Source organism: Sphingomonas sp. CFBP 13733, from assembly GCF_014841795.1.
Lineage (GTDB): Bacteria > Pseudomonadota > Alphaproteobacteria > Sphingomonadales > Sphingomonadaceae > Sphingomonas > Sphingomonas aerolata.
In genome coordinates this window covers 388,902-402,542 of sequence record NZ_JACYUP010000004.1, presented here as the reverse complement: position 1 = coordinate 402,542, position 13,641 = coordinate 388,902, and the positions used below count along the sequence as shown (strand labels likewise).

Annotated in this window: 13 protein-coding genes; 5 read left to right on the top strand and 8 right to left on the bottom strand. The window is 66.4% G+C overall.

All coding sequences use genetic code 11. From position 1 onward, the window contains the following. Positions 1–68 precede the first annotated feature (68 nt). Positions 69–683 (top strand): TetR/AcrR family transcriptional regulator, encoded by a 615-nt coding sequence (locus IFT71_RS14410; RefSeq protein ID WP_031441750.1) that lies wholly within the window; start codon positions 69–71, stop codon positions 681–683. A 66-nt stretch (positions 684–749) separates the two neighbouring features. Here IFT71_RS14410 and IFT71_RS14405 read toward each other — a convergent pair whose 3' ends face one another. Beyond that, entirely contained in the window at positions 750–3,506 is a 2,757-nt protein-coding gene (locus IFT71_RS14405; RefSeq protein ID WP_192141703.1) for a response regulator, read from the bottom strand. Positions 3,507–3,831: 325 nt separating this feature from the next. After that, the gene (locus IFT71_RS14400; protein WP_037527778.1) at positions 3,832–4,590 is read right to left on the bottom strand and encodes a competence/damage-inducible protein A; all 759 of its coding nucleotides are present in this window, start codon (positions 4,588–4,590) and stop codon (positions 3,832–3,834) included. A 52-nt stretch (positions 4,591–4,642) separates the two neighbouring features. Between IFT71_RS14400 and map the strand changes: the two genes are divergently transcribed. Beyond that, positions 4,643–5,470, top strand: a complete 828-nt coding sequence (map, locus tag IFT71_RS14395) for a type I methionyl aminopeptidase (protein ID WP_192141701.1) — start codon at positions 4,643–4,645, stop codon at positions 5,468–5,470. 133 nt (positions 5,471–5,603) lie between these two features. Here the strand turns inward: map and IFT71_RS14390 are convergent, their stop codons facing one another. Then, a complete protein-coding gene (locus tag IFT71_RS14390) occupies positions 5,604–6,026 on the bottom strand; it encodes a hypothetical protein (RefSeq protein ID WP_192141699.1) in 423 nt (140 codons plus the stop codon). A gap of 162 nt (positions 6,027–6,188) precedes the next feature. On the opposite strand from IFT71_RS14390, the gene purL reads away from it, so the two are divergent. The 3 genes from purL (at position 6,189) to bfr (ending at position 9,281) form a co-directional block, all read left to right on the top strand. Beyond that, entirely contained in the window at positions 6,189–8,408 is a 2,220-nt protein-coding gene (purL, locus tag IFT71_RS14385; RefSeq protein ID WP_192141697.1) for a phosphoribosylformylglycinamidine synthase subunit PurL, read from the top strand. A gap of 93 nt (positions 8,409–8,501) precedes the next feature. Continuing rightward, on the top strand, positions 8,502–8,672 hold the full coding sequence (locus tag IFT71_RS21535) for a (2Fe-2S)-binding protein (protein WP_037527780.1): 171 nt from the start codon (positions 8,502–8,504) through the stop codon (positions 8,670–8,672). 93 nt (positions 8,673–8,765) lie between these two features. Beyond that, a complete protein-coding gene (gene bfr, locus IFT71_RS14380) occupies positions 8,766–9,281 on the top strand; it encodes a bacterioferritin (RefSeq protein WP_042467738.1) in 516 nt (171 codons plus the stop codon). Between the two features lie 54 nt (positions 9,282–9,335). On the opposite strand, the gene IFT71_RS14375 is transcribed toward bfr, so the two are convergent. From IFT71_RS14375 to IFT71_RS14355, 5 genes are all read right to left on the bottom strand, one after another. Then, entirely contained in the window at positions 9,336–9,773 is a 438-nt protein-coding gene (locus IFT71_RS14375) for an Hpt domain-containing protein (protein ID WP_031395627.1), read from the bottom strand. Between the two features lie 55 nt (positions 9,774–9,828). Continuing rightward, positions 9,829–10,098: a sulfurtransferase TusA family protein gene (locus IFT71_RS14370; RefSeq protein ID WP_342212665.1), complete on the bottom strand. Its 270-nt coding sequence runs from the start codon at positions 10,096–10,098 to the stop codon at positions 9,829–9,831. A gap of 15 nt (positions 10,099–10,113) precedes the next feature. Continuing rightward, positions 10,114–11,502, bottom strand: a complete 1,389-nt coding sequence (gene der / locus IFT71_RS14365; protein ID WP_031395626.1) for a ribosome biogenesis GTPase Der — start codon at positions 11,500–11,502, stop codon at positions 10,114–10,116. Positions 11,503–11,573: 71 nt separating this feature from the next. Next, a complete protein-coding gene (locus tag IFT71_RS14360; protein WP_056406153.1) occupies positions 11,574–12,896 on the bottom strand; it encodes an outer membrane protein assembly factor BamB family protein in 1,323 nt (440 codons plus the stop codon). Further along, complete coding sequence (locus IFT71_RS14355) at positions 12,893–13,630, bottom strand: tetratricopeptide repeat protein (protein WP_031441741.1); 738 nt, start codon at positions 13,628–13,630, stop codon at positions 12,893–12,895. The genes IFT71_RS14360 and IFT71_RS14355 overlap by 4 nt, the downstream gene beginning before the upstream one ends. Positions 13,631–13,641 lie beyond the last annotated feature (11 nt).

Here is a 13,641-nt window from a genome sequence, read left to right as displayed (position 1 = left end):
CGGTCGATCAGTCCCGGAACGTCCGGGATACTGGACGTTTTTCCACTTGTGCCTATATACCGACTGGTATGAATAGCTTGTGCACGCTCACCGCCCCCAAGGGCCGCCCCCGCGAGTTCGATCTCGAGGAGGCGCTTGCGGCCGCGCTGCGCGTTTTCTGGCGAAACGGGTATGAGGCGGCGTCGATGGCCGAACTCACGGCCGAGATGAAGATCACCAAGCCGAGCCTCTATGCCGCGTTCGGCAACAAGGAAGCCTTGTTTCACAAGGCGCTCGACCTCTACGAACGCGAAAAGCTCGCTTATATGACCTCCGCACTCGATGCGCCGACCGCCAAGGCCGTGGCCGAGCGGCTGCTGCGCGGGGCGCTCCAGATGCAGACGAGCACCTGCGATCCCAAGGGGTGCCTAAGCATCATCAGCAGCGTTGCCTGCGGCGTCGAGGCCGAACCGATCAAGGCCGAGGTCGCCAAACGCCGCGAGTCGTCGCAGGCTGCGCTGATCCGCCGGTTCGACGAGGCCAAGGCTGCGGGCGAGTTCCCCGACGGTCTCGAGTCGCCCGCTCTCGCGCGCTATCTGTTCGCGGTCATGCAGGGGCTGGCGATCCAGGGCGGATCGGGCGCCACCTGTGGCGAGCTCAATCAGCTTGTCGACACCTGCATGATGGTCTGGCCGACGCGCTAGGCGCCGGGGCACGCACGCCTCGATCGCGCGCTCCCCTCCCCCCGGCACGGTCGCTGCCGGTCAGGATTACCCTCTGTTACGTCCGTCTGACGCGATCTGCATCAGCACAGGTCCCTCGGCCGCAGTATTAGCCGGCGCTGGCCTGTCGATCGCCGCCCTCGACGCCGCCCTGACGACAGCCGAGCGCAGTGCCTCGACGCCATAGGGCTTCGGCAGCAGGATCGCCTCGGGATCCCACGGCACGAGCGCGACCTCGCTGTCGCCGGTTGCGAACACGACCCCGATGCCCGGCCGACGCATGCGGACCGCTTCGGCAAGCTCAGGGCCCGACAGCCCCGGCAGGTTGACGTCGCTGACCAGCACATCGACCGGGCGGGCCTGCAGCGTCGTGAGCGCCGCTTCGGCGCTGACCGCCTCGATCACCGCCATGCCCAGATCGCGCAGCATCTCGGCGGCACCCGCACGGATCGCCGCGTCATCCTCGACGAGCAGGACGCGGATCGGGACGTCTCCTTCCGACCGCGGCGCATCCTCGCGACCCTCCGCCGCGCGCCGCCGCGCGCGCTGGCCGGCGAGAACCTGTTCGAACTTCCGGGCGAGTGCCTCGCGTGTATAGGGCTTGGACAACAGCTCGACACCGACGTCGAGCCGGCCGCCATGCACGATCGAATTCTCCGTATAGCCCGACGTGAACAGCACCGCGAGATCGGGGATCCGCTCGCGCGCACGACGGGCGAGTTCGGGGCTCTTCAGCGTCCCCGGCATCACCACGTCGGTGAACAGCATGTCGATCGGCACGCCGCTTTCGATGACGTTCAGCGCACTGCCCGCGTCGACCGCTTTCAGCACGCCATAGCCGAGGTCGCCGAGCATCTCGACGACGGTCGCACGGACTTCGTCGTCGTCCTCGACCACCAGCACGGTTTCGGTCCCGCCGATGATCGGCCCACCGCTGGTCGCGACCTCGACGTCTTCGGGGCCCATCGCGCGCGGCAAATAGAGCTTGATCGTCGTGCCTTCGCCGACCTCGCTGTAGATCTTCACATGGCCGCCCGATTGCTTGACGAAGCCATAGACCATCGACAGCCCGAGCCCGGATCCCTTGCCCTCGCTCTTGGTCGAGAAGAACGGCTCGAACACCTTGTCGATGATGTCGGGCGCCATGCCGCTGCCCGTGTCGGTGACCGCCAGCATGACATATTGCCCCGCCGCGACCTCCAGATGGCCGCGTGCATAGGCGTCGTCGAGGCTCGCATTGCCGAGTTCGATCGTCAGCTTGCCGCGCCCCTCCATCGCGTCGCGCGCATTGATCGCGAGGTTGAGCAACGCGTTCTCGATCTGCGTCGGGTCGATGAACGTGTTCCACAGCCCACCACCGACGACCGTCTCCACTTCGATCGCCTCGCCGATCGCACGCCGCAGCATGTCGTCCATCCCGCGTACGAACCGCGTGACGTTGACCACCTTGGGTTCGAGCGCCTGACGTCGGCCGAAGGCGAGCAACTGCGCCGCAAGCTTGGCGCCGCGTTCGATCCCCGCCATCGCGTTGCTGACCCGGCGCTCGGCACGCGCGTTCCCGGCGATGTCCTTGCCGAGCAGCTGCAGATTGCCCGAGACGACCTGAAGCAAATTGTTGAAGTCGTGCGCGACACCGCCGGTCAGCTTGCCGATCGTCTCCATCTTCTGCGCCTGGGCGAGCCCCGCTTCGGCAAGCCGACGCTCCTCGATCTCGCGGATGACGCGCGCCTCGAGCGTCTCGTTGAGAACGCGCAGCTGACGCTCGGCGCGTTCACGGTGGCTGATCTGTCGTTCGAGCTGCAGCGTGCGATTGACGCGCTCCTCGACGTCGAAGACCAGCACGTAGAAGCCGTTGATCGCCCCATCGGGTTCGATCCGCGGGATATAGCGCAGCTCGGACGCGCGGTCGCCGCCGTCGCGGTGCGGCAGCCGCGCATCGGCGGTTACCGTCTCGCCAGCCAGAGCCCGGTCCATCATCGGCTGGCGTACGGCAAAAGCGGGCTTACCGATGACGTCGCGGACATGCCGTCCGACGACCTGGGCGGGTGTCAGCCCGACCCAGTCCTCGTAAAAGCTGTTGGCGAAACGATAGACATAGTCACGATCGATATAGGAAATCAGCACGGGCAGCGCGTCGGTGACGATCCGCAGCTCCGATTCGCTCCGCGCCAGCTGCCGTTCCGCCGCTACCCGCTCGCTATTGTCGATCACGGTGCCCAGCACGCCGCCGACGCTGCCGTCGAAATCATGCACCGGAGTGTAGAAGAGGTCGAGCGTCACCGCGTGCGCCGCGCCGTCATGGTGGAGAGTCATCGGCTGATCGCGAAAGAGCATGACCTCGCCGCGCATCACCACGCCCAGCACGTGGCGGTTGAAGTCCGCCTGCTCGGGCCAGACGTCGACGGCGCGCGCACCGATCGCGGCCGGATGCTTGCCGCCCGCGATCCTGGCATAGCCGTCATTATATAGCATCAGGCCGTCAGCGCCCCACATCAGCACCTTGGCGACGGGCGAGTTGACCACCGTATTGACGGTCGAGCGAAGCTGCGGGGACCAGGTGTCGATCGCGCCGAGCGGCGTCGCGCTCCAGTCATGCGCTCGTATCGCTGCGCCACACGCCCCGCCGGCGATCGGCCAGGCCACCGGGGTGGCGGCGACGGATCGCCCCAGCCGGTCGCGCAGCAGCGTCAGGGTCTCAGCGGCAACCGCATCGGCGCTGGTGCCGGTGCCGGTACTTACCTGGGCATCGATGAAGCGGTCGAGTTCGGACGCGAGCACCGGGTTGCGGGTCTGTCGGGTAACCATGCCACCGGGGTAGCTTTCCGACCGCGGCTGTCAATCGCGCTTGGCATCGGCACCGGACTTGGCAGACGGAGCGAGCCGCGCGCACGACCGACGTGCACGCGGCGCAACGCCCCTCAGTCGAGGGGCTTGGTCACCGGCCGCCACATCACGAAGGCGAGTGCCACTAGTGGCAACACCGCCATACAGCCCACGATCATCAGCATCAGATTGCTTGCAGTCATCCAGCCTCTCCTTCGTATTTTTACGAAGGCTGACGGGTATTGCCGTGCTTTGCAAGCGGCTTGGCCCAGCGGGCCGTCCACCAACCTGGAGTACGCCCGCGGCGTCAGATGCCTTCGGGTGTCACCACGCGCCCGGTCGCCTCGAGCGCGCTGACCAGATCGGCGATGCAGCGATCGACCAGCGCGGCATCCGCACTGCGCACGACGAAATTCGCGCCCGTCCGGCCGTCGCGGAAAAACGGGTAGCTGCCGACCGCGACGCCGTCATGCGCCTTTTCGGCATCGCGCAGCAGGTCGGCGACTTCGCTCTCCGCCACCCAGCAGCCGATCGTCTTCGACACGACCGGGCGTCCGCCCTCGAGCGTGCCGGTCAGCGCATCGAGCATGCCGGCGGTGATGTGCGGCACCCCGGCCATGATGAAGATGTTACCGATCCGGATCCCCGGCGCGCCCGACACCTTGTTGTCGATCAGGTCGGCACCGACCGGCACGCGCGCCATCCGCGCACGCGCTTCGGTCAGCCCGCCGCGGGTCGCATAATAGGCCTCCAGCACCGCCATCGCCCGCGGATGATGCTCCACCGCGACGCCCAGCGCCTCGGCGATCGAATCGACGGTGATGTCGTCATGCGTCGGGCCGATGCCGCCCGTGGTGAACAGATAGTCGTTGCGTGCGCGCAGGGTGTTCACCGCCTCGACGATCGCCTCGGTCCGGTCGGCGACGACGCGCACTTCGGCCAGCCGGATGCCCTGCACATTGAGCCAGGCCGCGATCTGCGCGACGTTCTTGTCCTGCGTGCGGCCTGACAGGATCTCGTCGCCGATGATCGTCAGTGCGGCCGTCCAGATGCGTTCCTGTGTCATGGCCCTTCGCATAGCCTCGCAAAAGTTGCGCCGCCACGCTATATCGCTCGCCATGACCGAATATGTAACCGTCACGTCCGACGCGCCGGACGCGCGCACCGGCGCCATCAAGCTCCACGGCCCCGCCGCCTTCGCAGGCATGATGAAGGCCGGGCGGCTCGCCGCCGAAACGCTCGACATGATCGTCCCGCACATGGTGCCGGGCGTGACCACCGCCGAGATCGACCGGCTGATCTACGACTTCATCACCGCGGCGGGCGCAGTGCCGGCGACGCTCGGGTATCGTGGCTATACGCATAGCGTCTGCATCTCGATCAACCATGTCGTCTGCCACGGCATCCCGAGTGAGAAGGCGCTGAAGTCGGGCGATATCGTCAATGTCGACGTCACGCCGCTGCTCGACGGCTGGCACGGCGACACGAGCCGGATGTACCTGATCGGCGACGTGCCGATCAAGGCGCGGCGCCTCGTCGAGGTGACCTATGAATGCCTGATGCTCGGCATCGAGCAGGCAAAGCCCGGCAACCGCATGGGCGACGTCGCCCACGCGATCCAGCGCCATGCGGAAAAGCACCGCTACGGCGTGGTCCGCGATTTCTGCGGGCACGGCGTCGGCCGGCTGTTCCACGATGCGCCCGAGGTCGTCCATGTCGGCAAGCCCGGCACCGGCCCCGAACTGCGTCCCGGCATGATCTTCACGATCGAACCGATGATCAACATCGGCCGCCCCGACGTTAAGCTGCTCGACGACGGCTGGACCGCGGTGACGCGCGACCGTTCGCTGTCGGCGCAGTTCGAGCACTCGATCGGCATCACCGAGACAGGCTGTGACATCTTCACGCTCAGCCCCAAGGGCTACACGCAGCCGCCGTACGGCTGATTAGACCGGGGGCGCGGGCAATCGCCCCCTCCCGTCATCCTGACGAAAGTCAGGATCCAGAGCCGCAAGGCGCGTACCTCGTTACCCTAGATCCTGACGTCCGTCAGGATGACGACGCAAAGTGGGATGACGACTACAGGTCGCGGCAGAGGATCGCAGCCTTCCGCAACTCCACCTCGGCGCTTTCACCGGCGGCCGCATCGCCCTTCGCTTCGCCACCCTTGGTCTGCACCGTCAGCTCGGCCGGCCCCTCGATCCGGCACAGGATACCCTTGGGCGACTGGCTGCAGGCCTTCGTCGCCTTGTCATAGGCCGCCTGGGTCTGCTCGCCCGACGGCCGGACCATGAACGACACCATCGACGACCCGCCAAACAGATGCGATCCAAGACCCATCGTATTGACGCGCCATTCGGTGGCCCGCGCGGGCTTCGATCCGGCCTGTTTCATGTTGAGTTTGGGAGCAAGCCGCTCGCAGAAACTCGCCGGTGCCTGCGCGGGCAGTTGCGTCGCCGTGCTCCCCAGCGCCGCAATCGCCAGTATCGACGCGATCTTCATTTACACCCCCCCCGAATGACGACCGCCCTGCCATATACCGGGCGGTATCGACGGGAAGTCTGACGCCGTTTGATGACATGGCAATTGCACGTCGCCAGTCGCTCGCGCTTCGAGCAGGATCGACGCTGGCAAGTCGCCCCCCACCCCGCTAAAGCCCGCCCCATGACCGAGATCACACCGCAGATCGTCGCCGACCACGGCCTGTCCCCCGAAGAATATGAGCGCGTGCTCCACGCGATCGGCCGCGAGCCCAATCTCGTCGAGCTTGGCATCTTCTCGGTGATGTGGTCCGAGCATTGCAGCTACAAGTCGAGCAAGATCCACCTGATGAAGCTGCCCACCAAGGGCGAGCGCGTCATCTGCGGCCCGGGCGAGAATGCCGGCGTCGTCGATATCGGCGACAACCAGGCGGCGATCTTCAAGATGGAGAGCCACAACCACCCGTCCTATATCGAACCCTATCAGGGCGCGGCGACCGGCGTCGGCGGCATCCTGCGCGACGTCTTCACGATGGGCGCGCGGCCGATCGCCAACATGAACGCGCTGCGCTTCGGCCGGCCCGATCACCCCAAGATGCGCCACCTGATCTCGGGCGTTGTTCACGGCATCGGCGGCTATGGCAATTGCGTCGGCGTGCCGACGGTCGGCGGCGAGGTGAACTTTCACGCGGCGTATGACGGCAACATCCTGGTCAACGCGATGACCGTCGGGATCGCCGATCAGGACAAGATCTTCTATTCGGCCGCCAGCGGCATCGGCAATCCGATCGTCTATGTCGGCTCCAAGACCGGTCGCGACGGCATCCACGGCGCGACGATGGCGAGCGCGGACTTCGGTGAGGACTCGGATGCCAAGCGCCCGACCGTCCAGGTCGGCGATCCCTTTACCGAAAAGCTGCTGATCGAGGCCTGCCTCGAACTGATGGCGACCGACGTCATCGTCGCGATCCAGGACATGGGCGCCGCCGGCCTCACCTCCTCGTCGGTCGAGATGGCGTCGAAGGGCGGGGTCGGTATCGAACTCGTCATGGACGACGTGCCGCAGCGCGAAACGGGCATGACGCCGTACGAGATGATGCTGAGTGAAAGCCAGGAGCGGATGCTCATGGTGCTGAAGCCCGGCCGCGAGGCCGAGGCCGAGGCGATCTTCAAGAAGTGGGAGCTCGACTTCGCGGTGATTGGCCGCGTCACCGACACCGGCCGCATGGTGCTGACGTTCAAGGGCGAGACGGTCTGCGACATTCCGCTCGGACCACTCGCCGACGAGGCACCGCTCTACGATCGCCCGCACGTGCCGACGCCCAAGCCCGCACCGCTCGAAAACGTGCCGCACAGCAGCGACATTGCTGCCGATCTGGTGACGCTGATGGGCTCGCCCGACATCGCTTCGCGCCGCTGGATCTGGGAGCAGTATGATCACATGGTCGGCGCCGACACCGTCCAGCGCCCCGGTGGCGATGCCGCGGTCGTCCGCGTCCACGGCACGCAAAAGGCGCTGGCGATGACCACCGACTGCACGCCGCGCTATTGCTTTGCGGATCCTGTCGAGGGCGGCAAGCAGGCGGTCGCCGAGGCATGGCGCAACCTCACCGCGGTCGGCGCGCTACCGCTTGCAGTCACCAACTGCCTCAACTTCGCCAACCCGCAGCGGCCCGAAATCATGGGCCAGATCGTCGGCTGCCTCGAGGGGATGAGCGACGCGTGCATCGCGCTCGACTTCCCGATCGTCTCGGGCAACGTCTCGCTCTACAATGAATCCAAGGCGACCGGCGGCGGCTCGGCGATTCTGCCGACGCCTGCGATCGGTGCGATCGGCCTGCTCGCCGACTGGCAGAAGAATGCGACGATCGCCTTCAAGGGCTCGGGCGACATCATCCTAGCGGTCGGCACGCGACACGGCCATCTCGGCCAGTCGCTGTGGCTGCGCGAATGCCATGGCCGCGAGGAAGGCCCCCCGCCCGCGGTTGATCTGGCGGCGGAGCGTCGCGTCGGCGACCTCATCCGCAACGCGATCGCCGAGGGCCAGCTGTCGGCGGTCCATGACGTCTCGGATGGCGGCATCGCCGTGACCCTGGCCGAAATGGCGCTCGCGGGCGGCATCGGTGCGATGATCGACCGCAAGCAGCCCTTCGACTGCGCACGCGCTTTCTTCGCGGAGGACCAGGGCGTCTATATCGTCACCGTCGAGGATCACGCGCTGCTCGACTTCCTCGGCGCCGCGCATGCGGCCGATGTCGAGGCCGAACCACTGGGCCGCACCGGCGGCAAGCGCCTGATCTTCGAACGCCCCGACCGCGACGACGTGATCGCGCTCGACACGCTGCGCGCCGCGCATGAGGGCTTCTTCCCGAATTTGATGGGGGCAGACGCCGCGCTGGCCTGAACGCCAACGCGGCATTAGTTGCGAATCAGACGCAAAAGCGCTTGCGACTGGTTCGCATTATCGCTAATTGGAAGCTCTCACGAGGGAGCTTCCATGGTCGTCTGCGTCTGCAATGCCATTCGAGAATCCGACGTCCGCAGCTGCGCGCGGGGCGGGTGCACGACGCCCTGCCAAGCGTTCCGTTCGCTGGGTCGCCAGCCGAAATGCGGTCAGTGCACGTCGGTCGCCCGGGCGATCATCAACGAGGAACGCGCCGCAGCCTGACCTGGCGCGGCACCACATGGCGCGATCCCGTCGCCCTTGCCGCCACGAACGTAAAACCGCTACATGCCGCTCAGAGGTGACGGAGTTATGGCAATGCGCGGCGATCCCACGGTAATTGATTTCCTGAACGAGGCGCTCAAGAACGAGTTGACCGCGGTCAACCAATATTGGCTCCATTATCGGATGCTCGAGCATTGGGGCGTCTACAAGCTCGCCCAGTATGAGCGCATGGAGTCGATCGACGAGATGAAGCATGCCGACTGGTTGTCGGAGCGCATCCTGTTTCTCGATGGCCTGCCCAATTTCCAGCTGCTCGGCCGCCTGCGCATCGGCGAGACCGTCGAGGAAGTTCTGAAATCCGACCTCGCGCTTGAGGTCGAGGCGACGATTCAGCTGAAGAGCGCGATCGCCTATTGCGAAGAGGTGAAGGACTATATCAGCCGCGACCTGTTCGCGCGCATCCTTGCCAGCGAGGAAGAGCATGTCGACACGATCGAACGCCAGTTCGAGATGATCGCGCGGATGGGCATCCACAACTACATCCAGCTCAACTCGATCTCCGAGCACGATTCGCCGAAGGCCGGTGCAGCACCCTATCTGAAGGGCTGAGCCCGTCTGCCGGTCGTCGTCCGCGGCGACCGGCAACGCGCGCCGGCAGTGTGCTTATTCGGCGCCAAACCCCGATGGGACGGCACGCCGCCCGAACCCGCCCGCCGCGGGACGGCGAGGGACCAGCGGATTGGCCTCGCGCTCGAGCAGCGTCAGCGTTTCGCCAAACAGCGGCCGCAACCGCGCGACATGCTCGAGCGCGGCATCCGGGGTATCGTGAAGCTCGACACAATCGCGCGCGATCGTCTCGATCGTTTCCGCAAGATCGGCCAGCGGCTCGGCGCCGAATTGGCGCGCCTCGCCCTTAAGGGTGTGGGCTGGAATGATCAGCGCCGCCGCGCTGCCGGCGCGCATCGCCGCTTCGATCGTCGCGACCGACTTCACGCCGTCTTCGCGGAAATAGCCGAGGATGCGGATGAACCCGCCGCCCAGCTCGCTGCGGGCCTGTTGAAACGCCGGCCAGTCGACCAGGGTGTTTCCTTCGAATGACACTGACGCCTACTCCCGTTTGGCCGGCCCGCCATGAACGTCGACGGTCAGCCTATCGCTATTCCGTAAAGACATTGTTGCTGTCGGACCCGCGTGTCACGACAAATATTGGCGCGACTGGATCGGAAATGATCGCCATGTCCGCGCCCGCCGCCGCAGCGACCGCCGCCAGCTCGGCAGGCGCAAGTGGATCATCGGCGCGGACCTCGATCCGAACACTGGCTGACATCCCATCCGAGCCTGATCCCTCGCCCGCCTGACGCAGCGTTCTGGCCAGCCGCATCGCGGGCCAGGGGCACCGCATGCCCCGCGCGTCGATGCGGACCACCCCGGACGCCACCGTCTAGTAGCCGCCGCCGCCACCGCGATTATCGTCGTACGGGTTCTTCGGCGCGCGGAACATCAGCCGGACCGGCACCGCGCCGAAGCCCAGATCCTTGCGCATCGAATTGACCAGATAGCGCTCGTAGCTCGCCGGCAGCTGGTCGACGCGCGTGCCGAAAATCACGAAGCTCGGCGGACGCGTCTTGACCTGCGTGACATAGCGCATCTTGATCCGCTTGCCGCCCGGCGCCGGCGGCGGCGTCGCCTCGATCGCGCGTTCGAACCAGCGGTTGAGCTCGCCCGTGCCGACGCGCTTCGACCAGGCATCCCGCGTGTCGAAACAGGCCTGGAGCAGCTGGTCGATGCCCTTGCCGGTCGCGCCCGACACGGTCATCACCGTCACGCCCTTGACCTGGCTCAGCCCGTCCTCCAGCGCGCGCTTGACGCCGTTGAACAGCGACGACGCGCTCTCGGCGATGTCCCATTTGTTCAGTGCGATGACGAGCGCACGGCCCTCCTGCAGCACCTTGTCGGCAATCCGCAGATCCTGCGCCTCGAGCCCCAGCGTCGCGTCGAGCAGCAGCACGACGACCTCGGCGAAGTCGACCGCGTGGAGCGCGTCCTCGACCGACATCTTCTCGAGCTTGTCCTGCACCTTCGCACGCTTGCGCATGCCCGCCGTATCGATCAGCCGGACCTTGCGCGATTCGCCGCCGGTCGGATGCCAGTCGTAATCGACGCTGATCGAATCGCGCGTGATGCCGGCCTCGGGACCGGTGATCATCCGGTCTTCGCCGAGGATGCGGTTGACCAGCGTCGACTTGCCCGCGTTCGGCCGTCCGACGATCGCGAGCTTCAGCGGCCCCTCATATTCATTATCGGGCTGTTCCTCCGGAACCTCGTCCTTGCCTTCGAGCAGCGGGAGCAGCGCCTCGAACAGGTCGCCCATGCCCTCGCCATGCTCGGCGGACAGTTCGACCGGATCGCCGAAGCCGAGCGCCAACGACTCGAGCACGCCGTCATTGCCCGCGCGGCCCTCGGCCTTGTTGGCGACGAGCACGACCGGCACGTCGGCGGTGCGCAGCCAGCGGGCGATCTCCTCGTCGAGCGGCACGATGCCGGCGCGTGCGTCGAACAGGAACAATGCGACATCGGCCTGGCCGACCGCAGCCTCGGTCTGCTGACGCATCCGCCCGGGCAGCGTCTGCGCGTCGTGATCCTCATATCCGGCGGTATCGATGATGCGGAAATCGAGCCCGATCAGCGACGCATCGCCCTCGCGGCGATCGCGCGTGACGCCGGGCCGGTCGTCGACCAGCGCAAGCTTCTTGCCGACGAGGCGGTTGAACAGGGTCGACTTGCCGACATTGGGGCGGCCGACGATTGCGACCACAGGGAGTTTGGACATGCCGTGCCCTTAGCGCGGGAACGCTCCGTCGTCACCTGTTACCCCTCTCCCACCGGGAGAGGGGTGATGGCTCACCGATAGGCGGTGATCTTGCCCTTCTGGTCGAGCGTGTAGAGCGTCGAGTTTGCGACGATCGGCGGCAGCGTGAACGGCGTCTTGGTCTCGATCGTGCTGCCGACCGCGCCATCGCCCGGATTGACCGAAACGATCTCACCGCGCGAATTGGTCAGGATCAGGCGTCCGCCCGCCAGGATCGGGCCATACCAGGTCACCGGCCCCTTCTTCTTCTTCTCGTTATCGAACCGCTGCAGCTGCGCGATCCAGCGTGCCTTGCCGTTCGACCGCGAAAGGCAGACCAGCCGCGCATCGTCGGTGACCACGAACAGCCATTCGCCCGCGATCCAGGGGGTCGAGATGCCCGCGAAATTCTGTTCCCACAGACGCTGGCCGGTCGAGAGTTCGAGCGCGACCATGCGCCCGCCCTGCCCGACGGCGTAGACACGGCCGCCATCGATGACCGGGGCGGCGTCGATATCCGACAGGCTCGACACCGATGTGGTGATCGACGTGCGCGACAACGCGTCCTGCCACAGGATACGGCCATTCTCGTAGCGATAGGCGCTGAGCTCGCCGCTCGAGAAGCCCGACACGACGGTACCCTGGCTGACCGCGGGTGCCGCGACGCCGAACACGCCCTGCGTCTCGAGCGTGCCCGACTGCACCCACTGGACCTTGCCGTCACCCTGGTTGAGCGAGAAGATCTGGTTGTCCTGCGTCAGGACATAGACCGCACCGTTCGACACGGTCGGCGAGCCACGCAGCGGGCCGCCGGGCTTGGCCCGCCACAGGATCGCGCCATCCGACGCGTTCATCGCGACCACGTCGCCGACGCCGTCGGTCGCATAGACCTTGCCGTCGTCATAGCTCACGCCGCCGCCGAACCGCGCAGACTGGTTGATCTTGCCCTCGGTGATCGGCGTGGTCCACAACGCCCCGCCGGTGTCGGACTTGAACGCATGCGCGACGCCGTGGACGTCCATCACGAACAGCTTGTTCTCACCGACGACAGGCGGCGCGGCCATGCGTTCGCGGTTGGAGCCACCGTCGATCGAGGCCTGCCATGCCTTGGTGGGCTGCGCGGCGAGCGCAAGCTGGCCCATCGACTTGGCGGGATTGCCGCCCGGCTGTGCCCAGGCGTCGTTGACCGAGGGGGCCGGCAGGAGGACCTGGACATCGGCGATCGTCGCGTCGGTCTCGACCCCGTTTTCGGAGGTCAGGATCGATACCCGGTTCCCGACCGTCGGGGTCTTCTTGACGCCACCCTTGAAGATGCCGCAGCCGCTCAAGGCCATGAGCGCAGCCACCGCGACCGTCACCCGATAAGACTTCGTCATTGCGCGTTGGTATCCTCGTTTGATGCAGCAGCAGCGGCGGTCCCGGCCGTCCCGGTGCTGGCAACGGCGTCGACGCCCAGTACACCGGCCATCTGAACAGCGCGTTGACGAATCGTCTCGGGCACGCCGGGATCAGCCGCGATCTGGCCGAAAAGCGTCCCCGCCTGCTTGGTCTGGTTCATCCGGACATAGGCGACCGCGACCATCTCGCCCGCGCTGCCGAGCCAGGGATTGCCCGTGACCGCGAGCGGACGCAGCCGCTCAACCACGACCTGCGGCTTGAGCGTGTCATATTCCGCCGACGTCTGCCGGACCAGCGCCAGGTCGCGGAACGGCTTGGCGACCGACGTGTCAGCGGCGATCGCCGCCAGCTTGGCCGCAGCGCCCTTCATATCCTCTTTCTGGAGAAGGATATCCGCTTCCGTGAACCGCGCGAGCGCGCTGTACCCGGCGCGGTCGGACGCGGCGAGCTTGGTCAGCGTCGTGTTCGCCTCGGCGACCTTGTCCGCGGCGAGCGCGTCATAGGCGGCCTGGAGCTGCTCGCCCTCGACACCCGCCTGGGTTTCGGTGCGATGCTGATAATAGAGGAATCCGGCCAGCGCGACGAGTGCTGCGACCACCCCGAGCGCGACCCATTTGCCCCAGGTCGTCCAGAAACCCGCGAGCTGATCGCGGCGCAGTTCTTCGTCGACCTCGCGGAGGAACGCTTCATCGGTTTTCGGCGGCAGGGCCAAGGGTGACTCCG

Coding starts and splice junctions, on each gene's coding strand:
- IFT71_RS14410 (WP_031441750.1), top strand. CDS start 69: ATGAATAGCTTGTGCACGCTCACCGCCCCCAAGGGCCGCCCCCGCGAG.
- IFT71_RS14405 (WP_192141703.1), bottom strand. CDS start 3,506: ATGGTTACCCGACAGACCCGCAACCCGGTGCTCGCGTCCGAACTCGAC.
- IFT71_RS14400 (WP_037527778.1), bottom strand. CDS start 4,590: ATGACACAGGAACGCATCTGGACGGCCGCACTGACGATCATCGGCGAC.
- map (WP_192141701.1), top strand. CDS start 4,643: ATGACCGAATATGTAACCGTCACGTCCGACGCGCCGGACGCGCGCACC.
- IFT71_RS14390 (WP_192141699.1), bottom strand. CDS start 6,026: ATGAAGATCGCGTCGATACTGGCGATTGCGGCGCTGGGGAGCACGGCG.
- purL (WP_192141697.1), top strand. CDS start 6,189: ATGACCGAGATCACACCGCAGATCGTCGCCGACCACGGCCTGTCCCCC.
- IFT71_RS21535 (WP_037527780.1), top strand. CDS start 8,502: ATGGTCGTCTGCGTCTGCAATGCCATTCGAGAATCCGACGTCCGCAGC.
- bfr (WP_042467738.1), top strand. CDS start 8,766: ATGCGCGGCGATCCCACGGTAATTGATTTCCTGAACGAGGCGCTCAAG.
- der (WP_031395626.1), bottom strand. CDS start 11,502: ATGTCCAAACTCCCTGTGGTCGCAATCGTCGGCCGCCCCAATGTCGGC.
- IFT71_RS14360 (WP_056406153.1), bottom strand. CDS start 12,896: ATGACGAAGTCTTATCGGGTGACGGTCGCGGTGGCTGCGCTCATGGCC.